The organism is Kribbella sp. VKM Ac-2566 (assembly GCF_004366005.1).
Lineage (GTDB): Bacteria > Actinomycetota > Actinomycetes > Propionibacteriales > Kribbellaceae > Kribbella > Kribbella pratensis.
The window spans coordinates 539,082-561,258 of sequence record NZ_SODT01000013.1; the positions used below are offsets into that span (position 1 = coordinate 539,082).

Annotated in this window: 18 protein-coding genes; 7 read left to right on the forward strand and 11 right to left on the reverse strand. The window is 68.7% G+C overall.

From position 1 onward, the window contains the following. Positions 1–130 precede the first annotated feature (130 nt). Entirely contained in the window at positions 131–616 is a 486-nt protein-coding gene (locus EV647_RS33370) for a DUF456 domain-containing protein (protein WP_134010068.1), read from the reverse strand. A gap of 41 nt (positions 617–657) precedes the next feature. Here EV647_RS33370 and EV647_RS33375 point away from each other — a divergent pair, with 41 nt between their 5' ends. After that, positions 658–2,670: a glycogen debranching N-terminal domain-containing protein gene (locus tag EV647_RS33375; protein WP_134010070.1), complete on the forward strand. Its 2,013-nt coding sequence runs from the start codon at positions 658–660 to the stop codon at positions 2,668–2,670. On the opposite strand, the gene EV647_RS33380 is transcribed toward EV647_RS33375, so the two are convergent. After that, a complete protein-coding gene (locus EV647_RS33380) occupies positions 2,628–3,254 on the reverse strand; it encodes a LysE family translocator (RefSeq protein WP_134010072.1) in 627 nt (208 codons plus the stop codon). The genes EV647_RS33375 and EV647_RS33380 overlap by 43 nt on opposite strands. A 90-nt stretch (positions 3,255–3,344) precedes the next feature. Here EV647_RS33380 and EV647_RS33385 point away from each other — a divergent pair, with 90 nt between their 5' ends. Continuing rightward, on the forward strand, positions 3,345–4,820 hold the full coding sequence (locus EV647_RS33385) for a PLP-dependent aminotransferase family protein (protein WP_134010074.1): 1,476 nt from the start codon (positions 3,345–3,347) through the stop codon (positions 4,818–4,820). Between the two features lie 107 nt (positions 4,821–4,927). Here the strand turns inward: EV647_RS33385 and EV647_RS33390 are convergent, their stop codons facing one another. After that, positions 4,928–5,158, reverse strand: coding sequence for a hypothetical protein (locus tag EV647_RS33390; protein ID WP_133789309.1), 231 nt, complete (start codon positions 5,156–5,158; stop codon positions 4,928–4,930). A gap of 392 nt (positions 5,159–5,550) precedes the next feature. Here EV647_RS33390 and EV647_RS33395 point away from each other — a divergent pair, with 392 nt between their 5' ends. Further along, positions 5,551–7,635 carry a type IIA DNA topoisomerase subunit B gene (locus EV647_RS33395; protein WP_134010076.1) on the forward strand — a complete coding sequence of 695 codons (2,085 nt, stop codon included), beginning with the start codon at positions 5,551–5,553 and terminating at the stop codon, positions 7,633–7,635. Positions 7,636–7,804: 169 nt separating this feature from the next. Further along, positions 7,805–8,446, forward strand: a complete 642-nt coding sequence (locus EV647_RS33400; protein WP_134010078.1) for an HAD family hydrolase — start codon at positions 7,805–7,807, stop codon at positions 8,444–8,446. 222 nt (positions 8,447–8,668) lie between these two features. Here the strand turns inward: EV647_RS33400 and EV647_RS33405 are convergent, their stop codons facing one another. Next, complete coding sequence (locus tag EV647_RS33405; RefSeq protein WP_134010080.1) at positions 8,669–9,991, reverse strand: hypothetical protein; 1,323 nt, start codon at positions 9,989–9,991, stop codon at positions 8,669–8,671. 133 nt (positions 9,992–10,124) lie between these two features. Here EV647_RS33405 and EV647_RS33410 point away from each other — a divergent pair, with 133 nt between their 5' ends. Continuing rightward, positions 10,125–10,907: a carbonic anhydrase gene (locus EV647_RS33410; protein ID WP_134010082.1), complete on the forward strand. Its 783-nt coding sequence runs from the start codon at positions 10,125–10,127 to the stop codon at positions 10,905–10,907. 155 nt (positions 10,908–11,062) lie between these two features. Here the strand turns inward: EV647_RS33410 and EV647_RS33415 are convergent, their stop codons facing one another. From EV647_RS33415 to EV647_RS33445, 7 genes are read right to left on the reverse strand one after another with little or no spacing between them, the layout of a single operon-like run. Next, a complete protein-coding gene (locus EV647_RS33415) occupies positions 11,063–11,560 on the reverse strand; it encodes a carbonic anhydrase (RefSeq protein WP_134010084.1) in 498 nt (165 codons plus the stop codon). Beyond that, positions 11,557–12,543, reverse strand: coding sequence for a sucrase ferredoxin (locus EV647_RS33420; protein WP_134010086.1), 987 nt, complete (start codon positions 12,541–12,543; stop codon positions 11,557–11,559). The genes EV647_RS33415 and EV647_RS33420 overlap by 4 nt, the downstream gene beginning before the upstream one ends. A 46-nt stretch (positions 12,544–12,589) precedes the next feature. Next, entirely contained in the window at positions 12,590–14,248 is a 1,659-nt protein-coding gene (locus EV647_RS33425; protein WP_134010088.1) for an MFS transporter, read from the reverse strand. Then, the gene (locus EV647_RS33430; protein WP_134010090.1) at positions 14,245–14,946 is read right to left on the reverse strand and encodes an LppX_LprAFG lipoprotein; all 702 of its coding nucleotides are present in this window, start codon (positions 14,944–14,946) and stop codon (positions 14,245–14,247) included. The genes EV647_RS33425 and EV647_RS33430 overlap by 4 nt, the downstream gene beginning before the upstream one ends. Before the next feature lie 5 nt (positions 14,947–14,951). Further along, complete coding sequence (locus EV647_RS33435; protein WP_134010092.1) at positions 14,952–17,399, reverse strand: DNA topoisomerase (ATP-hydrolyzing) subunit A; 2,448 nt, start codon at positions 17,397–17,399, stop codon at positions 14,952–14,954. A 59-nt stretch (positions 17,400–17,458) separates the two neighbouring features. Beyond that, entirely contained in the window at positions 17,459–19,402 is a 1,944-nt protein-coding gene (locus EV647_RS33440) for an FtsX-like permease family protein (RefSeq protein WP_134010094.1), read from the reverse strand. After that, positions 19,402–20,169, reverse strand: coding sequence for an ABC transporter ATP-binding protein (locus EV647_RS33445; protein WP_134010096.1), 768 nt, complete (start codon positions 20,167–20,169; stop codon positions 19,402–19,404). Before EV647_RS33445 ends, EV647_RS33440 begins: the two co-directional genes overlap by 1 nt. Positions 20,170–20,277: 108 nt before the next feature. Between EV647_RS33445 and EV647_RS33450 the strand changes: the two genes are divergently transcribed. Together EV647_RS33450 and EV647_RS33455 are read left to right on the forward strand one after the other, a co-directional pair. Beyond that, positions 20,278–21,540 (forward strand): sensor histidine kinase, encoded by a 1,263-nt coding sequence (locus EV647_RS33450; RefSeq protein ID WP_134010098.1) that lies wholly within the window; start codon positions 20,278–20,280, stop codon positions 21,538–21,540. Then, the gene (locus EV647_RS33455) at positions 21,522–22,175 is read left to right on the forward strand and encodes a response regulator transcription factor (protein WP_134010100.1); all 654 of its coding nucleotides are present in this window, start codon (positions 21,522–21,524) and stop codon (positions 22,173–22,175) included. Before EV647_RS33450 ends, EV647_RS33455 begins: the two co-directional genes overlap by 19 nt. Positions 22,176–22,177 lie beyond the last annotated feature (2 nt).

Sequence of the window (22,177 nt, forward strand, 5' to 3'; positions counted from 1 at the left end):
CTGTTGCGCCTTCCGTACTGCGTGCCGGGACGTCACCCGGCACTCGTCCCTCCCAGGATGACGCGTCAGGCTTGGACGAACCTCCGCCGCGGATAAGAGGAACCTGGCAATCAGCTAAGAACGGTGTCGCTCAGACGACGAAAAGCACCGCGACGAGCCAGACGGCTGCGGCGAGTGACGTGCCGACCAGTTCGATGAGGATGGAGACGCCGGTCTGCCGAAGCGCGTGCTTGGTCGAGGTCCAGGCCGCGGCGTGGTCCCGCCGGCGCTGCAGCTCGGACAGGTAGACGCCGATCGGGAAGCCGACGAACATGCCGACCACCGGGATGACGAAGAACCCGACGATGCCGAGCAGGATCCCGACGACCATCGACCGCCGCGGTACGCCGGCCTCACGGAGCCGCCGCTCCGGTACGACGTACTTCACCACCTGACTCGCACCGATCAGGACCACGGCGATCGCGAACACGACCCACCCGATCGCGCTGTGCTCGACGATCGCCCAGACCAGGATCGCAGCCAGACTGAGGATCGCTCCGGGCAGGATCGGTACGACGATGCCCACGATCCCGACGAAGATCGCGATCCCGACCAGTACGGTCACCCCTGTCTCCATACCCACACTCTCTCGCACCGACCGGCCTTTAGGGTGGAGACATGTCCCCTTTGCACGAACTGGTCACCGCGCTCGCTGCCCCGTGGGTGGTCCTGTCGCCCCGCTCCGGTCAGCTGACCGGAGCCGGCGCCGAGGGCGTGTACGCCCGGGACCGCCGGATCCTGTCCCACCTGAGCGTGACGGTCGACGGTCGCGCGCCGATCCCGGTGCACGTCGACGAGCGGGATGCGGCGACCCATCAGTACGTCGCGATGGTCGAGGGACTGGGCGACACCCGGCACGACCCGACCGTGATGCTGTACCGGACCCGGACGGTCGACTCCGAAGGTCTCACCGAGCGCATCACCCTCGTGAACCGTTCCCGGTCGGCGATCGCGGGCCGGCTGGATGTTGCCCTCGGCACCGATCTCGCCGGCACGGCCGCGGTCCGCAGCGGCGCCGCCACCAGCCTGCCGCAACTTGCACCGCTCCCGGACGGCCCCGGCCGCACGCGCTGGGAGAGCGACGACACCCGCGTCGTGGTCACCGCCGACCCCGGCGTTTCGGCCACGCCGCGCATCGAGCCGGGGGAGGAGTTCACCATCACCGTGCGCGTCACGGCCGACTTCCCGAAGTCGAACACCGGCTTCTCGATCGAGCCGCCGGCCGAGCGCACGCCGTACGACGTCACTGTCCGCTGTGACGACAAGCGCGTCGAACGCTGGCTGGACCGTTCGCTGGAGGACGTCCGCGCGCTCCAACTCGCCGCCGACGACGACCGCTACCTCGGCGCCGGTCCGCCCTGGTACCTCACGCTCTTCGGCCGCGACTCGCTCATCTCGTCGGGCATGCTGATCCCTGTCGACCCTACGCTGGCCGCCGGCACGCTGCGCGCACTGGCCGCGCGGCAAGGCACCAAGGTCGACGCCGGATCCGCCGAACAGCCGGGCAAGATCCCGCACGAGCTCCGCGCCGAGGTCGCCGACCACGGCGGCGGACTGGTCCTCCCGGCTGTGTACTACGGCACCCACGACGCGACCCAGCTGTGGATCATGACGCTGCACAAGGCATGGCGGTGGGGCATGCCCGCCGACGAGGTCCGTGACCTGCTGCCGAACCTGAAGCGCGCCCTCACCTGGATGAAGGAGTACGCCGACCCGGACGACGACGGCTTCCTCGAGTACGTCGACGAGTCTGGTCACGGGCTCGCGAACCAGGGCTGGAAGGACTCCAACGACGCGGTGCAGTGGCCCGACGGGACGTTGGCGACGGCGCCGATCGCGCTGTGCGAGGTGCAGGGATACGCGTACGCCGCTGCCGTCAAGGGCGCCGAACTGCTCGACGCGCACGGCGAGTCCGGCGACGAGTGGCGGACCTGGGCGACCGCGCTGCAGGAACGCTTCCGCGAGGAGTTCTGGATCGACGGCTACCCGGCGATCGCGCTCGACGGCGCGAAGAACCCGGTCGCCGGCCGTGCCTCGAACATGGGCCACCTGCTCGGCACCGGGCTGCTCGACGCGGACGAGGAGCAGACGGTCGCCGACGTACTGGCCGGTGAGGACCTGAACAGTGGCTTCGGGCTGCGAACGTTGTCCACCGCAATGACCCGCTTCAACCCACTCGGCTACCACACCGGCAGCGTGTGGCCGCACGACACCGCCATGACGGTCCAAGGCCTGTTCGCGAGCGGTCAGGCCGACGTGGCGTCGTCGTACGTCGAGGGTCTGGTGCGTGCGGCAGAGGCGTTCGACTACCGCCTGCCGGAGTTGTACGGCGGACGCGGGAAGAGCGTGGAGAGTACGCCGACGCCGTACCCGCTCTCGTGCCGTCCGCAGGCGTGGGCGGCGGCCTCGGCGATCGCCGTTCTGGTCGCCGCGTTCGGCATCGAGCCCGATGTACCCGGTGGAACGCTGGCGATCAATCCCGCTGACTCGCTGCCCTGGCAGGTGCTCGAACTCGGCGGGTTGCGGGTCGGCGGCGAGACGTTGTCGCTGCGGTTCGAGAACGGCTCAGTGGTGGTTGTCGAAGGTTCTCAGAGTGCCGTGATCAGCGCGAACGCGGACAGTCCGAGGTAGATCGCCGCGACGATCAGGTTGCGCCGGCGGCTCGTCGTACGGACCGAGCGGAAGCGGCGGCCGACGGCGTCGGCGCCGATCGCGTAGCAGAGGTCGAGGGTGAGGCCGATCAGCAAGGCGCCGACGCCGAGCACGAGGAGTTCCGTGCGGAGCTGAGCGGGATCCGCGCCGCGGGTCGCGAACTGCGGCAGGAAGGCGAGGAAGAACAGCGCGGCCTTCGGGTTGAGCAGGTTCACCACGACACCGTCGCGGAACACGCGGCCGAGCGGCGCGGCCTGGATATCGGCCGCGTGGTCGCCCGCGGGAGCCTTGAGCAGCTTGAGACCGAGGTATGCGAGGTAGAGCGCCCCGGCGACGGTGATGGCGGTGAAGAGTGTGGGCGACGTCTGCACGAGGGTGGCGAGACCGAGCGCGGTCACGACGATGTAGACGAGCGTCCCGGTCTCGATGGCCAGGGCGGAGACGACGCCCGCGCGACGGCCCTGGGTGAGGCTGCGGAGCGAGATGTACAAGTTGTTCGGCCCCGGCATCCCGACCAGCACCACCGTCGCGCCGGTGAACCCCAGTAGCTGACCGATCATCATGTCTGCTCACTCCTGCTCTCGAACTGGACTGCCTTCCGGTACTAGCCTGGCGGCGCGAGAAGCAGTCCACCCGAGCCAATATGAGGAGAAGTGGACCGTTCTGGAGACCCGTCGGCGCTGGCCGACCTGATCGGGCACCGGCTGAGCACCCGCAGCGGCGGCCTGTACCGGCGGCTGGCCGACGAGATCGCCGCGCTGATCGGCTCCGCGGAGCTCCCGGTCGGTGCCCGCCTTCCGGCCGAGCGGCGGCTGGCCGACTCGTTGGCGATCAGCCGCTCGACGGTCGTCGCGGCGTACGACGAGCTCCGCGCCCGCGGCCTGGTCGAAAGCCGGCGCGGCAGCGGTACGACGGTCGCGCGGACGGCCGGACGCGGTCGTTCACGATCGGACAAGCAGATGCCCGCCGGGTACGGCGAGTCGCTGTTCCACCGGATCACGGTCGGACCGGGCGAGGTCATCTCGCTCACTTACGCCGTGGATCCTGGGCTGCCCGAACTGTCGTCGGAGCTCATCGCGCTGGCCTCCGACGAGCTGCCCACACTGCTCGGCGACGTCGGGTACCACCCGCGCGGCCTGCCGATACTGCGGGAGCGGATCGCGGAACACTTCACCGAGGGCGGGTTGCCGACGTCGCCCGACGAGATCGTGGTGACGACCGGCGCGCACCAGGCGATCGCGCTGGCGACGCAGATGTACCTGCGCAACGGCGCCACGGTCGCCATCGAGCAGCCGAGCTGGCCGGGATGCTTCGACCTGTTCGGCGCGGCCGGCGGACGAGTGGTCGGCGTACCGCTGGACGACGCCGGCATCCGGCCGGACCTGCTCGAGGCCGCGTTCGCTGAGCATCAGCCGGCGATGCTGTTCGTGATGCCGACGTTCCACAACCCGACCGGCCGGCTGATGTCGGCGAACCGCCGCCGGCAGGTCGCGGAACTGGCGGCGCGGCACGGAGTCGTCGTGGTCGAGGACAACGCGTACTCGGCGTGGGATCCGGCCGGTCCGGAGATCCCGCCGCCGCTGGCGGCGTATGCGCCGGACGACGCCGAGGTGCTGACGATCGGGTCGGTGTCGAAGGCCGTGTGGGGCGGACTGCGGATCGGGTGGATCCGGGCGTCGCGGCCGCTTGCCGAGCGGCTGGCGCGGCACAAGGCGCTGGCCGACCTGGGGAGTCCGGTCATCGACCAGGCGCTGACTGCCCGGCTGCTGCCGCGGCTGACCGAGCTGACGTCGGTCCGGGCGCGGCTGGCGACCGTGCGGAAGAAGCTGATGGGGGAGTTGCTGACCGAACGACTACCGGACTGGGAATGGTCGCCGCCGGTCGGTGGATCGGCGTTGTGGGTCCGGCTGCCGGACACTGATGCTCGGGTGTTCGCGCAGGTGGCCTTGCGGCACGGCGTCGAGGTGGTGGCCGGGCAGGCGATGGATCCGTCGGGTGCCCACAACGACTACTTACGGGTGCCGTTCGCCTACTCCGAGCAAGTGCTTGATGATGCGGTCGCGCGGCTTTCGCGGGCCTGGCAGGAGCTACGGCGGCACGGACCCGGTCCCGGCGTACCTGTCGTGTAAGCCATTTCGGTGAAAAGAGGGATGGCGGTTCACCGCTCGGGTGAACCGCCATCGAAGCCTGTGATGACTTTGGCGCCGGCGCTGGCGCGTTTAGAACAGCGTGTGGGTCACCGCTCGTCGTCTACGGTGACCGTGGGGGTGGCTTCGAGCCGACCGGTCTCGTCGTGGATGGTGATCGCGATGTCGCGCAGCTTCTCCGAGTGCTCGCGGCCGTGGTGGGCGCAGAAAAGTAGCTCCCCACCGCTGGTCAGGGTGACTCGGACGTAGGCCTGCGCACCGCAGCGGTCACAACGATCCGCGGCAGACAGCGCCGAACTCGGGGCGAGTGCTGTAGTCATTGAGGCCTCATCTCATCTAGTTCCGTACTCACCAGATTGCAACATCCTGACATGCGGATCGCTTCCCGGTGGGGACAACGTGTCCGTATGTGAGACGAACCACCTGTCCTCGTATGACGCTTGCTGACGCGGAATCGTTTCGTCTTCGGGCGATTTCTGGTGATACACGGAGGCGGGGTGCTTCTTCTCTCACTGTGCGCCATGGAGCCGTCACCGTCTGCTCGGATTCGGAGTGTCGTACGCCACTCTTAATCGAGTCCGGATCGATACCTGTCGCGACACGCATCTCCGGTACCCACCCGCCAGTCGTCACGGGCCCCGCCTGCCACGTTTTGGGGGTGCGGCCGCATAAGCTGCGGTGTGTAAGTGTGGCAATCCAGTGAAGGAGCCCTGTGGCCGCCCCGACGCCTCGCAGTACCGAGATCGACCCGGCGTACAACGCCCGCCATCTGCTCGTCCTCGAAGGTCTCGAGGCGGTCCGGAAGCGGCCCGGTATGTACATCGGGTCCACCGACAGCCGCGGCCTGATGCACTGCCTGTGGGAGATCATCGACAACGCCGTCGACGAGGCCCTGGCCGGGCACGGCGACCGGATCGACGTCGTGCTCTACAAGGACGGCTCGGTCGAGGTCGTCGACCGAGCGCGCGGGATCCCGGTCGACATCGAGCCGAAGACGAAGCTCAGCGGTGTCGAGGTCGTGTTCACCAAGCTGCACGCCGGCGGCAAGTTCGGCGGCGGGTCGTACAACGCGTCCGGCGGTCTGCACGGCGTCGGCGCGTCGGTGGTGAACGCACTGTCGGCGCGGCTGGACGTCGAGGTCGACCGTGGCGGCGTGATCTGGACGACGTCGTTCCGGCGCGGTGTCGCGGGTGAGTTCGACGGCGAGGGCGCCGGGGCCGGCTTCACCCCGGCGAAGGGGCTGCGCAAGGCCGGCCGGGCGAAGAAGGGTGTCACCGGCACCCGGATCCGGTATTGGGCGGACCGGCAGATCTTCACCAAGGACGCGACCTTCAACTACGACGAGCTGGTCACCCGGGCGCGGCAGACGTCGTTCCTGGTGCCGGGGCTCGAGCTGGTGATCCGCGACGAGCGCGGCGACGAGGTCACCGAGGAGACCTTCAAGCACGACGGCGGGATCAGCGAGTTCTGCGAGTTCCTGGCGACGGACCAGAAGGTGACCGAGGTCATCCGGCTGGCCGGGACGGGGCACTTCACCGAGACCGTGCCGATGCTCGACGACGCCGGCCACATGACCCCGTCCGACGTCGAGCGGGACCTGGACGTCGACATCGCGGTGCGCTGGGGCGACGGGTACGAGACCGAGGTGCGGTCGTTCGTCAACATCGTCGCGACCCCGAAGGGCGGCACCCACGTCGCCGGGTTCGAGCGGGCGCTGTCGAAGAGTTTCACGAACGCACTTGACGGCACCCGGCTGCTGAAGAGCGGCGAGGAGATCATCAAGGACGACGTACTCGAGGGTCTGACCGCGGTCGTGACGGTGCGGCTGGCCGAGCCGCAGTTCGACGGGCAGACGAAGGAAGTGCTGGGTACGCCGGCGGCGTCGCGGATCGTGGCGAAGGTCGTGCAGACCGAACTCGAATCGTTCCTGACGTCGACGAAACGGGAGTACAAGGCGCAGGCGCGCGCCGTCCTGGAGAAGGTCGTCGCGGCCTCCCGGACCCGCGTCGCCGCGCGTCAGCACCGGGAGCTGCAGCGGCGGAAGACCGCGCTGGAGTCGTCGGCGCTGCCGGCGAAGCTCGCGGACTGCCGCAGCAACGATGTCGACCGCTCCGAACTGTTCATCGTCGAGGGTGATTCCGCGCTCGGTACGGCGAAGCTGGCGCGGAGCTCGGAGTTCCAGGCGCTGCTGCCGATCCGCGGCAAGATCCTGAACGTGCAGAAGGCGTCGGTCAGCGACGTCCTGAAGAACGTCGAATGCGCGTCGATCATCCAGGTGGTCGGCGCCGGCTCTGGCCGCACGTTCGACCTCGAGCAGGCGCGCTACGGCAAGATCATCTTCATGGCGGACGCCGACTCCGACGGCGCCCACATCCGGACGCTGCTCGCGACGCTGTTCTTCCGGTACATGCGGCCGCTGGTCGAGGCGGGCCGCGTCTACACCGCCGTACCGCCGCTGCACCGGTTCGAGCTGACGAACCCGAAGAAGGGGCAGGACAAGTACCTGTACACCTACAGCGACTCGGAGTACCAGCGGAAGACGGCCGAACTGATGAAGAAGGGCGTCCGCTGGAAGGAGCCACCGCAGCGCTACAAGGGTCTCGGTGAGATGGACGCCGACCAGCTGGCCGAAACCACCATGGACCCCCGGCACCGCACCCTCCGCCGCATCACGGTGGACGACGCCGAAGCCGCCGCCAAGGTCTTCGACCTCCTCATGGGCAACGACGTGGCCCCCCGCAAGGAGTTCCTCGTCCAAGGCGCCTACGAACTGGACGAAAACCGCATCGACGTCTGAGTTGAGGCGGACACCCAGCCCATCACAATTGCTTGTCGCCGGGCGGATGCACGCTCGCGCGTGCCAGCAGTCACCAGTTGTGATGGCCTGGGCGTCCATGCTCGCCGGCTGAGGTGGTGTCGGCTGTGGGCTGGGGTGCTCCGGTGTGTGAGGGTGGGGTGTGGAGCGGATGTCCCGGTTGGCTTGTTTTGATTTGGACAACACGCTGATTGATCGGGACGGGGCGTTTTTGAAGTGGGCTCGGTGGTGGGCGGGCTTGTATGGGGTGGGGGAGTCCGGTGTCGAGTGGTTGGTTGCTCATGACAACGGTGGGTTCCGGCCGCGGGCGGAGTTGTTCGAGCTGGCGCGGGCGCGGTTCGGACTCGCTGCTCCGGTGGACGAGTTGGTGGCGTCGTACGACGAGGAACATCCGTTGTTCGCCTGGGTCGAGCAGCCCGTGCTCGACGGACTGGCCGCCTTGCGGGCAGCCGGGTGGCGCGTCGCGGTGGTGACGAACGGCGGCACCGTCCAGCAGAACCTGAAACTCGAGTACACCCAGATCGCCGACGCCATCGACTACGCCTGCGTCTCCGAAACAGTCGGCATTCGCAAACCCGACCGGCGAATCTTCGAACTCGCCGCAAGCCGAACCGGCACAACCCTCGACGGCGGCTGGATGGTGGGCGACCACCCCTCCCACGACATCGCCGGCGGCATCGAAGCAGGCCTCCACACGATCCAGATCGGAAACCGGCAGGCAACCGACGCCCCCGCACCCGACCATCAGTTCGACTCGGTGCTGAAGGCGTTCCCGGTCATCTTGGCGGAATGACGTTGCCTCCAGCAACCGTTCAGCCGGTACTTCATGCACACAATTCTGATCACTTTAGGTACGGTGGTGATCACTTTAGTGGTCGCCTCTTGCGTGGCATGCTCGAGGACGCTGCCCAGGCGGGCGGCTTGGACTGAATGTCGAAGAGTCGACATATAACGTACGGGCGGCCGACATCCTCAAGCTGGGATCAGAATAGTGATCACATGGCGACTATTCTGATCATGACAGGGCGGCGCGCAGGATCGAGTGGGCGCCGGCGACGATCGCGTCGCGGTTCGCCTCGTAGGTGGGGTCGGTGATCGCCGTCTTGTTCGCGAGGTCGAACGACAGCACCGGGACGTGCAGATGGCCGGCCGGCATCGACGGGTCGAGCAGGTCGCGCTGCAGAGTGTTGCGGTAGGCAACTTCATTGGAGAGGTACCCGCCGCCGGTGCCTTCGGAGGCGATCGAACCGGCCGTGGGACCGTCCGGCCGGCGCACCGGTGTGGTCTCGCCGACGGGGATCTCCAGCACGGAGGTGTTCACACGAGTCCGGAACGGCGGGACCTCGGTCTGCGCCATCCGCGCGAGCGGCAGGCTCGAGGTCAGCCACTCGGGGCCTGCCGGCATGCTGGGGGAGACGACCGGGGCGCTGATCGTGCCGCCGCCCCAGAGGTTGTTGTTGTCGCCGATCGAGCTGACCGAACGCCGGCGTCCGTTGAAGACCTCGAGATCGAAGATGCCCACCCGGCCCTGGCTCGCCGTCATCACGAGGTCGGCGTGCTGCGCGCCGGGGCGGTAGTGCGGTGCGAGCGCGTTCTCGACCATGCTCTCGTCGAAGTCGGTGTATCTGACCGGGAACATCACCGTCTGGATCTCGTACGTCGTGCCGTTCACCCGCCAGCGCCGGCCGTCGAGCGTCAGCGCGTTGGCGCCCGAGGGGTTGCCGATCCGGATGTCCGCGTCGAGCGTGAACGGGTCGAAACCGGTGACGAGGATCTTGCGGACGCCCGGGGTGAAACGGGTACTGGTGATGCCGCGGGAGGCGTACTCGAACGAGCGGATCAGGTTGGCCCGTTCCGTCGTACCGAGGCCGAAGGCTGGTTGCCATTGGCGCAGGGTGAGGGCCATTGAGATGCGCGCCCAGTACAGGCCGCGGTCGTCTGTCGCGGGTAGCGCATCAGTGCCTTGCGGGGTGCGCTGGGCGCGGTGGGTCGCCGTACGCCAGAGGGCCTCGCCTTGCGTGCGTACGAGGGCTGCTGCGGCTTGGCGGCTGGGGACGCGGCACAGGAGTTGTGTGAACAGGTCGACCTGGCGGTCGAAGCCTGAGCGGCGCAGGATCTCGGCGGGCACTGACGGACCGCCGTTGACACCTCGGCTGAGTCGTTGCTCCTCGACCGTGCCGACGATCGACTGGTCCAGGCAGCCGGTGACCGGTCCACCGCGGAAGGCGGGCGCGGTGGCCGGAAGTGCCTGAGCGATCGGCGCTCCGGAAAGTACGGCGGTCAGCGCCAGGGCGCCGGCGACCAGGGAGCGGTGGAATGAGCTGGGGCGGAGTCTCATAAGGGGTGTCTATCAGATTTCCGGGCGGGATCCGAGAGATCCTCAGTGTTCGTGGGTACTGCAGACTGTATGCAATCTGCTACGGTCGATGAGACGGCACCGCCCGGCCGTCCGTGCGTGAGGAGACCCGCCGATGAAGACCCCGTCCCGCCGCCATATCCTCACCGCTTTCGGCGCCGCCGTGGGCGCGGGTGCCCTCGCCGCCTGCACTACGGAAGCCGGTCCTAGCACGTCGCCGGGAGGCGGTCAGCCGGACGCATCGGTGGGAGGTGATGGGCCGCACACGTCGGCGGGTGCGATCGGAAGACACCCGCCCACGTCGGATGTGGTTGCTGATGGCAAGCAGGCGCTCGAGCGGTTGCTGGCGGGAAACGCGCGGTTCGTCGCCGCGCAGGAGCAGGATCTCGACGAGGGGATCGCTCGGCGGATCGCGGTGAGCAAGGGACAGCACCCGTTCGCGACGATCCTTGGCTGCGTCGACTCCCGCGTACCGATCGAGCTCGTCTTCGACCAGGGCCTCGGCGACCTGGTCGTCGTACGCAGCGCCGGCGGAGCGCTCGACCGGTCCGTGATCGGCAGCCTGGAGTTCGGAGTCACCGAGCTCCACACCCCGCTCCTGCTCGTCCTCGGCCACCAACGCTGCGGCGCTCTGGACGCGACCATCAAGGCCCTCGACAAGCCCACCAGCCACCCCGGCAAGCTCGGCTACCTCGTGGACACCCTCGCCCCGGCCGTCCGCCAGACCTCCGGCAAACCCGGCGACCGCCTCACCAACGCCGTCCACGCCAACGTCACCCACGTCCTCGCCGAACTCCGCCAATCACCCGTCATCGCCCCACTGGAGAAATCCGGCAAACTCCAACTGACCGGCGCCTACTACGAACTCGACACCGGCAAGGTCACCCTCGAACCCTGATCGACACCACCTACCCCGGACAGGAACAGTGGCCACCCGTCGAGCAGACGACGGGTTATCCCCTCGCGTGGTGGGTTCTCTACTGATACCCGAGGGGAGAACCCTGCACACGAGCGGATAACCCCGGCTCTTCTGACGGTGCCCCGCCGAGAGGGTCAGTCGATTTGGGTGAGGCGGCCGTTGTCCACGTCGTACATGAAGCCGCCGACGAGGATGTCCTGGCCGATCAGGGGGTGTTCGCGGACCGCGGCGACGTCGCGGCGGAGGGCCTCGAGCTGGTCGGGGATGACCGAGATCGGCAGGTAACCGGCCGGTTTCCCGGCGGCCAGTTCGACCTTCGCGCGGAGGTCGTCCTCGGACATCGCGGCCATCGCGCAGCGGGTGTGCGGGATGATCATGATCCGCCGGACGCCGAGCAGCTGGACGCCGAGGACCAGGCCGGTCATCGTGACCTCGGTGACCCGCCCGCCGGCGGACCGCAGGACCTTCGCGTCACCGGGTTTGAGACCGAGCATCTCCAGCGGCGGGATCCGCGAATCCATGCAGGTGACCACGCCGATCCCGGCATGGGCGATGCCGTCGAATCCGCCGTAGTGGAAGTCGGCGGCGTACTCGGCGTTGGCGGCGAGCAGGTCGTCGAACCCCCCGCTCATCGGGCTGCGCCTGAAATTGGGCCTGACATCGGGCCTGACATTGGGCCTGACATGGGGCCTGACACTGGGGTACCGGCGTGCAGAATCGACATGGCGAACGGTTCCTTTCCGCAAGAGTCCGGACGGGGTGGATCGGCTGGTGCACTGGTGACCGGCACGATCCACGCCCGCCCGTCGACATGCTGGACAGTGACGGTGTCGGCGCCTTCGCCGACGACCGCCAACGAATCCAATGACAGATCTCCGATCAATGAACGTACGGCGACCTCGGCGGCCTGACCGCGCTTGGTCCAGGTGGACCGGCCGCGCAGTCCGGTCAGCACTGTTTCGCCGCGGTCGGCCGCGGCCAGCACCTCGACCGCCGTGTCGACCGTGAGATGCCCGTGCATGGTTCCGGCAGGCAGGTACGTCGCGGTCGGCGCGAACCGGTGCCCGCCGAGGTGGTTGGCCTCCCAGACCCGACCTGGCACGCGCTCGGCCAGCCCCGACACCAACGGCCGTCCGAGCAGAGCACAACACTCGTCGCGCTTCCCGTTGGTACAGACCAGCACGATCGGTTCGTCGAGCGGCGTCAGGACGGGCAGTGACGCGACAGCTGCCGCGCGATCACCACGGGCGACCGCGCCGAGGTCGAGGTCGCTGAGCTCGGACGGATCCGCGACCTGGCCGCCGAGCAGCCACGAATTCCCCGGCCTCGTGGAGGCGACGAACACCTGGTGCGCCCGCTCGACCGAGTCCGCGTGCCGGCCAGGGGAGCGGATCAGGCCGAACCGTACGTCGACCTTCTTGCACTCGTCGTCGAAGGATCCGCCGAATTCCGGGTCGAGGTGACTCTGTGTTGGTGCCTTCGCACCCCACGGGCCGGGCTGCTCGACGACGACCCATCCGGTCGCGACCACCGCCGTACCGGGCAACGGCTCCTGCAGTACCCGACAGAACGTCGAGCACAGGCCGGCGGCAGGAGCAGAGGTCCCAGGTGTCACGGCTTCACGTTACGCGACCTGAGACGCCTGTCCCTCATGATGATCATCATGTGTGCAGTACGCCACGCCGCCCGAGCAGCAGGACGCCCAGGACGGCGGCCAGGAACGCGCACACAGCGGCCCCGGCGAAGATCGCGTGAACTTGTGAAACGGCCGCGTCGCGGAGCGCGTCGACGAACGGGCGGCAGTCGCCGGGGGAGTTCGGGCAGAGCTCGTTGGGCGATTTGATGCTGTCGGCAATCGCGTAGTACCGGCGGAGCCCGATCGCGGTCAGCGCCGAGACCCCGACGAGCATGCCGACCATCCGCGCGACCACGACGAGCGCGCTCACGAGGCCGTGGCTGTCGGCGGGTGTCGCACCGAGCATGGCGGTGTTGAGCGGTGACAGCGCCAGGCCGAATCCGAAGCCGCAGACGAGCAGTACGACGGTCGCCGGCCAGTGATCCAGCGCCGTACGGCTCCAGAACGCCATCACGACGAACATCGCCCCGGACAAGCCGAGCCCGGCACCGGTGATCAATCCGAGCCCATGGCGCCGTGTCAGCCACCCGCCGATGACCGCGCCGACCGGCAAAGCGATCAGGAACCGCAGCAGCACCAGCGCGGCCGCCAGCTGTCCACCGCCCTGCGTCGTGCGAGCAAACACCGGTACGTCGACCAGCGCCGCGATCAGCGCGCATCCGATCAGAAAACTGACCACCAACGAGCCCCAGGCCGGGCGACCACCCAGCAGGTCACGAGGCACGATCGCGGCCGCCGTACGACGCTGCCACAGCGCGAAGGCGACGGCGAACACGGCCGCCGCGACGAGCAGCCACGGTCCAGCGGGCGACATCAGCTCGCGCTCGGGATCCGCCGTCGCGAAAGCGAGCACGACACCAGCCAGTGCCAGCGCGAGCAGCAGCGCACCGACGAGGTCGACTCGCGAGAGCACTGCGGCCAGGTGTCCACGAGTCCGCCAGAGCACAAGGCCGAGCCAGACAAGCGCCAGTACCAGTGTGACGACCCCGATCGGCGTGAGCAGCCGGGACGTTCCGGTGAAGGGCACAAAGGGCAGACCGAGCGTCACGCCGGACGCGAGTCGATCCGGTGCTGTGAGTGTCAGCCCGAGCGCAAGGCAAGCGAGCAACCCGACGGCGCCCGAGAGCCGTGGTCGCCAGCGGCCGCGAAGCAGTAGCGCGAGCACGACGGCGACGACAAGGTTGAGCCAGAAGATGTACCGCCAGTCAGCTACCGCGAGTACGACGGCACCCAGCAACGGACCGAGCACGGAGCCCAGCTCCTGCACTGCCCCGACCACGCCCAACGGCAACCCGCGCCGCTCCGCCGGCCACAGGTCCGCGACCAATGCCAGCGTCGCCGGCACGAGCCCGCCGCCGCCGACTCCTTGAAGAAACCGACCGGTTACCACCAGCGGCAGGTCGTAGGCGCCGGCCGTGATCAGCGACCCGACCGCGAACAGCAAGAGCGCCCCGACGAGCACCGGCGTACGACCGGCAACGTCTGCGATCCGCCCGATCAGCGGCAGTACGGCGATGTACCCGAGCAGGAACCCGGAGATGATCGGCGCCGCCCGCTGCAACTCGTCCGCGGACAGCCCGACCCCGGCCATCATGTCCGGCAACGCCAGCACGACGACGTACGTATCGGCTGCCGCAAACGCAACGGCGATCGAAGCCAGCGTGAGGCGGGTCCTCGGGGTCACGGCTTCGTGATTTCGATCTTCTCGCCGTATTTGTCCAGGGTGACGTCGTAGCTGCTGGTGGCACCGGAGTAGAACGGGCCGGTGATGGTCGCCGAGATCAGCTGTTTGCTGCTCTTGTCGATCTTGAACGTGCTCGGGAAGCTCTGGTCGGCCGGGGCCTTCGGGAAGATGCCCTGAAGAGACTTGCCCTCGACGGAGCCGGTGACCTCGGTGAGGACCTTCGCGCCGTCGCGGGTCTCGCCCTTCACCTTGGCGTCCTTGAGCGTCGGCAGGACCGCGGTCAGGCCCTTCGCCGGATCGAGCAGGATCGCGGGGTCGGGTGCGCCGAGCCCGGCCAGCTGGGTCGGCGTGAGCTCGATGTAGCTGGGGGAGAACGACACCTTGGCGTAGACCTTGCTTCCGACCGCCACCACGTCGGCGTCGATCGGGGAACCGGACGATCGCACGGTCAGCTTGCCCTTGAACGCAGGCGCGTGCGTCGCGACGCCGTCGCCGCTGGCGAGCGTGTTCCCGCTGTCCGGCAGGTCGCGGCCGGTCAGCACGATGTGCACGCTGGCGGCCTCGTCGATGGTCTTCTTGACGTCGGTCAGCAGCCCGACCGCGTCTGCGGTGGGCTGGTTCCCGCCGGTGTCCTTCTTGTCGCTACAGCCCGCCACCGCAAGTACCACGACCGCGCACAGCGCGAGCACTCTCTTCACAGAGGTCAGCCTGCCAGATCGGGAGCGCATGCAGCGATCGGCTGAGCAACCGGTACGCCGGATCCGTCGCGCCGCATGTCGACAGGTGGCAGCTCGACCGGTGCACCACTGTTCGCGCTGGCCTTCACCGGCGCCGTGCCGACGTACCCGAGCAGCAGGCCGTCCTCGCCCTTCAGCAGCCGCTGGCAACGCACACCGCCGGTCCCGCGGCCCTTGCCCGGGTACTCGCTGAACGGCGTCACCTTCACCGCGCCGACCTCGGTCCCCGGCAGCGCGGACGACGAGCCCGCGATGGTCACGACCTGCGCCTCACGCGCGGTGTCCACGGCACCGAAGAAGACCACCTTCGCCTTCGCGGCGAGCCGTACGCCGGCCATACCGCCCGCGGTCCGCCCTTGCGGCCGCACGGCCGACGCTGGGAAGTGCAGCAGTTGCGCGTCGGAGGTGATGAAGCACAGCTCCTCGTCACCGGTGGTCAGCTCGACCGCTCCGACGACCTCGTCGCCGTCCTTGAGACCGATGATCTCCCACGAGTCGCGGTTGCTGAGGTGATCCGGTACGACGCGCTTCACGACGCCACCCGCCGTACCGAGAGCGACACCGACCGAGTCCGGATCCATCGTGGTCAGAGCCAGCGCCTTCTCGCCCGGATCCAGCGACACGAACTCCGCGATCGGCGCGCCACCCTGCAGGTTCGGCGCGTTCGCGGTCGTCGGTACGGCGGGAAGGTCGAGCGACTCGAGCCGGATCAAGCGGCCCGCGCTGGTGATCACGCCGTACTGCCCGCGGGCCGTGCTCTTCACCGCGGACACGATCGCGTCGTGCTTCGCGCGCGAGTCACTGGGACCGAAGGGCTCCACGCCGTTGGTCCGCGCGAGCAGCCCTGTCGAGCTCATCAGGATCCAGCACGGGTCGTCGCTGACCTCCAGCGGCACAGCGGCCGTCTTGGTCGCGCCGGACGACTCCAGCAGCACGGTCCGCCGCGGCGTCCCGTACGTCTTCGCGACCTCGGCGAGCTCGTCGGAGACCGTCTTGCGGAGCAGGGCGACGTCCTCGATGATCGCGGTCAGCGCCTCGATCTCGCGCTCCAGCTCGCCCTTCTCGGTCTCCAGCTCGAGCTTGGAGTACTTCGTCAGCCGGCGCAGCGGCATGTCCAGGATGTAGTTCGCCTGGACCTCGGACAGGTCGTAGATCTCGATCAGCCGGGCCCGGGCCTCGGCCGAGTCGTCGCTGCTGCGGATCACCTGGATGACCTCGTCGATGTCCAGGATCGCGATCAGCAGGCCGTCGACGATGTGCAGCCGGTCCTGGGCCTTCTTCCGGCGGAACTCGCTGCGCCGGCGGGTCACGTCGTACCGGTGCTCGAGGTAGACCTCGAGCAGCTCCTTCAGGCCGAGGGTGCGCGGCTGTCCCTCGACGAGGCAGACGTTGTTGACGTGGAACGCGTCCTCGAGCGGGGTCAGCTTGTAGAGCTGCTCGAGCAGCGCCTCGGGGACGAAGCCGTTCTTGACCTCGATGACGAGCTGAGTGCCGTGAGTCCGGTCGGTGAGGTCCTTGACGTCCGCGATGCCCTGGAGCTTCTTGCTCTGCACCAGGGTCTTGATCTTCTCGATCACCTTCTCCGGACCGACGGAGTACGGCAGCTCGGTGACCACGATGCCCTTGCGGCGCGGAGTGACGTTCTCGACGCGGGCGGTGGCGCGCATCTTGAAGCTGCCGCGGCCGGTCGCGTACGCGTCCTTGATGCCTTCCAGGCCGACGATCTTGCCGCCGGTCGGCAGGTCCGGCCCGGGGATGAACCGCATCAGGTCGTCGAGGTCCGCGCCCGGCGTCTTGATCAGGTGCCGGAGCGCCTGGATCACCTCGACCAGGTTGTGCGGGGCCATGTTGGTGGCCATGCCGACCGCGATCCCGGCGGCGCCGTTGACCAGCAGGTTCGGGAAGGCGGCCGGCAGGACGTACGGCTCGGTCTCCTGGCCGTCGTAGTTCGGTTTGAAGTCGACGACGTTCTCGTCCAGACCGGTCGTCATGGCCATCGACGGCGGCGCCATCCGGCACTCGGTGTAGCGCATCGCGGCCGGGCCGTCGTCGAGGGAGCCGAAGTTGCCGTGGCCGTCGATGAGCGGCACCCGCATCGACCACGGCTGGGCGGTCCGGACCAGGGCGTCGTAGATCGCGCCGTCGCCGTGCGGGTGGTACTTACCCATGACCTCACCGACGACGCGGGCCGACTTCACATGGCCGCGGTCGGGGCGGATGTTGTTCTCCGCCATCGAGAACAGGATCCGCCGCTGGACCGGTTTGAGCCCGTCCCGGGCGTCGGGCAGCGCCCGGGAGTAGATCACCGAGTAGGCGTACTCCAGGTAGCTGGTGCGCATCTCGTCGGAGACGTCGATGTCGAGGATGTGCTCCTCGAAGTCCTCGGGTTCGGCGGTGCTGGTACGGCGTGCCATGCGGGTCTACGAACTCCTCGATCAAGCGGTACGGGCGCCGCGACGGTCCGGCGCCGTACCTATTGTCCCTGCTGGATTGCGTTTTGCCCGGCCACGACCCGCAGGAGGTACGCAGTCGGGGCCAGAGCGGACCCTACCGCCAGCGTCAGACAAAGTCCGCCGATGCCCAGCAGGATGCCCCACGGCACGGTGATCGGTACGTCGGCGACGCCTGATGTCATCGAATGTCGTACGAGAACACCGACCGTGATCGTGATCGCGGCCCCGAGACTGAGAGCGACCGCTCCGACCAGCGACGACTCCCAGAGCACCATGCGCCGTAGCTGCGCCGGCGTCGCACCGAGCAATCGCGAGGTGACGAACTCGTGACGGCGCTGCAGGCTGCCCATGAGGAGCGTGTTGGCGATCGCGATGGCGCTGTAGAGCGCGGCCGGGCCGAGCAGCATGACGAGCCCAAGCCGGTTCCCCTTCCGCAGACCCTCCGCCTGGTCGGCCTCCCAGTCGGTTGCGAGTTGCGCACCGGGAATCCGCTGCACGAGATCGGCCGGAGCAACCCCGTCGGCGGGCAGTACGAAACTCCGCTCCGTCCGGGCCTGCGGTGCGTGTTCGCGCGCAAGTTCGAGCGGGATCAGGAACGACGGGTTCACCCCGAACGCGTCCTTCACGATCGCGACCACTCGAAGCTTCACCGGCTTCCGGTCGGGGAAGACCACCGGGACCTCGGCGCCGACGCGATAGCCCTCGAAACCCGCCATCTCCTTGCTGACAGCAACCGTATTGCCGGTCAGCTCGCCGAGATCACCGGACCGAACGGTCAGGTCCCGGGTCTGTGACGCGATGACCGGATCGATCCCCTCCGCATCCTCGAGTTCCGCGTAGTCGGCCGCGACCCGCACCACCTGAAGAGGCACACCCGCATCAACCGCCTTCACCCCAGCGCGGTCAACGGGTGCGGCGCCGGTGACGACGATCGGCGCCCGGACCGCGTCCGGGATGGTCGCCGCCGCACTGTCCGCGGCAAAACTGAGGCTCAGCACCATGGACCCGGCGATCGCCGAGATGGCGAGGATCGGCGCCGCGAGGGACGCGCTCCGCCGCGGTGCCGCGAGCACGTTGCTCCGCGCCAGCCGCCCCGACACCTGCGTCCACGCGACGAGCGGCACTGCCCACACCCGTCCGACCAGCGGTACGACGAGGGGCGCGAGCAGGGTCAGCGCGATCACCATCACCATCGGCGTGAACATCGCGAGCGGTACGGCGCCCTCACCGCTGGACGGCCGGATCAGGGTCAGCATGGTGATCGCGCCGGCCAGGAACAGCAGCCCGAACACGACCCGCACCGGCCCGATCCGCGGCGGCTCCAGTGAGGCCTCGCGCAACGCGTCGATGGGACCGACCCGGCCTGCCCGCCGGGCCGCCGAACGCGCACCGAGCATCGCGACCAGCAACCCGGCCCCGACGGCGATCGCCAGCGGAACCCACGGTGACGCCGGCTCCAGCTTCACGGGTGCCAGCTCGGTGTACGACGCCTTGCGCAGCAACAGCGGCGTCGCGAGTTGAGCCGCGATCGCACCGGTCAGCGATGCGGCGAGCGCGACCGCGACGGCCTCGCCGAGCACCATCCGGCGGATCTGCCGCGGCGTCGCTCCGATCAGGCGCAGCAGCCCGTACTCCCGCCGCCGCGACGCGACGGCGAATGCGAACGTGCTGGCGATCACGAAGACCGTGATGAACCCGCTGATCGTCCCGACCATGCTGAGCACGGTCTGCAAACCGGACACGTCGGCGTCCGACAACGGCACCTTCACGTTCTGGGGCGCCGTACCGTCGCCGCCGAGCGTCGTGACGCTGATGCTCGCGGAGGCCGGGCCGTGGTAGGCGATCGTGGCGGCCGTCGCGGTCGCGGCCAGCCCGAGCAGGAACACCCCGACGGCGAGCGCCACGAACGATCCGGCATACAGCGAGCGGTGACGTCCGACGGTCTGCCGGCTGAGGAAGAACATCACCGCTCCAGGTCGCTCATCGCCGCCGCGATCTGCGCGGGCGTGGCGCGATCGAGGTGGCCGGCGAGCAGCCCGTCGGACAGGAACAGCACGCGCTCGGCGTACGCGGCCGCGACCGGATCGTGGGTCACCATCACCACGGTCTGGCCGACGCGGTCGGTTGCCTCCCGCAACAGTCCGAGGATCTGCCGGCTGGTGCCGCTGTCCAGCGCGCCGGTCGGCTCGTCGGCGAAGAACACCGACGGCCGCGTGATCAACGCCCGCGCGATGGCGACCCGCTGCTGCTGCCCGCCGGACAGTTCCGCAGGTCGCCGCTTCGCCTTGCCCTCCAGGCCGACTTGTTCCAGCACCCGCTGTACGTCGTTCCGCGCCGGGCGGCGACCGGTGAGACGCAGCGGGAGCGCCACGTTGTCGTACACGGTCAACGACGGCAGCAGGTTGTACGCCTGGAAGACGAAGCCCATCTCGGCCCGGCGCAGTTTCGTCAGCTCTACCTCGTTAAGCCCGAGCAGGGTGACTCCGTTGAGTACCACGGTGCCTGTGGTCGGATGGTCGAGTCCTGCCGCACACTGCAGCAGTGTCGACTTGCCGGAGCCGGACGGGCCCATCACAGCGGTGAACGAGCCCCGCGCGAAGTGGTACGTCACCCCGCGCAGCGCGTCGACCGCTCCAGCCTTGGAGCGGTACGTCTTGGTGATGCTGTCCAGTAGCAGCGCAGGCGGCCCGGCCGGTGCGGTGTACGGATAGGTGGGCGCAGTAGCGGTCATAGTCCCAGCAAACCCGCGTACGGCGTTCTGGACCCTGGCCCACAGGGGAGACCTGCAGTAGCGCGCACGCTACCGCCCAGCAGCCGGTACCCGCTTAGGGTTGTCGCCATGACCGTGTGGGCCGCATTGGCGTCGCCGCGCTACCTCATTTCGTCGTGGCCGTGGCGGAGCTATGCGTACCTGTTCTCGTCCGTGCCGATGGGTGCGGTGTCGATCGTGGTGCTGGTCGGGCTGGCCGGGCTGAGTGCGTTGCTGAGCCCGATCCTGGTCGGGATCCTGATGCTGGCGGCGTTCCCGCTGCTCGGCGCGGCGATCGGGTGGATCGAGCGACGGCGAGCAGGGCTGATGCTGGTCGAGGGCATCAAGAGTCCGCACGCGAAACTGCCTGCCGGACTGACGTCGCGGGCGAAGCTGACATACCGCCGGCGCGAGCAGGCGTCGATGCGGGCCCTCGGGTACGGCTTCGTGCTCGGGGTGTTCGTCTGGCCGTTCAGCGCCGCGTTCGCGGGGATCAGTGCGACGGTCCTCCTGATCACGATCGCGGCGCCGATCATCGCGGACGAGGACCAACTGGGTATGGGGCCGTGGACGCTGGACTCGGCGCAGGAAGGATTCCTGTTCCTCGTCCTGTTCGGGCCGGTGTTCTACGTGGTCAGCTCGTACCTGCTCGGGGTGATCGCCGGAGCGGAGGCCTCGCTGGCGAAGGCGATGCTCGGACCGCGGCAGGAGGAACTGCAGCGGAATCTCGCCGAGCTGCGGCGTTCCCGGCTGGACCTGGTGGACGCGTTCGAGACCGAGCGGGTGCGGATCGAACGGCATCTGCACGACGGTGTACAGCAGCGGCTCGTCGGGCTCACCATGACACTCGGTCTGGCCGAGCTGGACCTGCCGGACGGCGAGGGCCGGCGGTTGGTGGTGAAGGCGCACGGCGAGGCGGAGGCTGCGTTGGCGGATCTGCGGGCCGCTGTACGAGGCATTCATCCGCGGGTGCTGGTGGATCACGGGCTGGAGGCCGCCGTACGGGAAGTTGCCGATCGGATGCCGCTGCCGGTGACGCTGCAGTTGTCGATCCCGACGCGGCTGCCGGGGCCGATCGAGGCTGCGGCGTACTTCGTCGTCAGTGAGGCGCTCGCGAACGTCGCCAAACACGCGCAGGCGTCGACGTGCGAGGTGACCGGCTGGGTGGACCGCGACCGGCTCGTCATCACGGTGCAGGACGACGGCATCGGTGGCGCGCAACTCGGTGCGGGGACGGGTCTCACCGGGTTGGTGACGCGGTTGGACGCTCTGGGCGGCACACTCGACGTCGACAGCCCACCCGGTGGGCCGACCCGACTGAGGATGGAGTGCCCGTGCCGACTCGGCGACTGAGCATCGTGCTGGCGGAGGACTCGCTGCTACTGCGGGAGGGGCTTGCCAGCATCCTGGATCGCGCCGGGCACGAGGTACGGGACGCCGTGGGGGACGGGGACGCGCTGCTGGCCGTCGTACGCAAGGACCCGCCGGACATGGTGATCACCGACGTACGGATGCCGCCCGGGCACAGCGACGAGGGGTTGCGGGCCGCGGCTGCGGTCCGGGCGGAGCTGCCCGCGATCGGGATCCTGGTGCTGTCGCAGTACGTCGCGGACGCGTACCTCTCGTCGTTGCTGGAGACAACGACCGGCGGGATCGGGTACCTGCTGAAGGACCGGGTCGGGCACGTGACCGAGTTCCTCGAGTCGCTGGACCGGGTCGCGGACGGCGGGACCGTGGTCGACCCCGAGGTGGTGCGGCAGCTGCTGGCGCGGCGGCGGAACGACGGGCCGCTGTCGGCGCTGACGCCGCGCGAACTGGAGGTGCTCGCGCTGATGGCGGAGGGCCGCGTCAACGGCTCGATCGCGGAGCAGTTGGTGGTGAGCGAGGCCGCCGTCCGCAAACACGTCGGGAATATCTTCGCCAAGCTGCGGTTGGACGAAGGGTTGGACCGGCGCGTTTCCGCAGTGCTGACGTATTTGAGGGGCTAGTC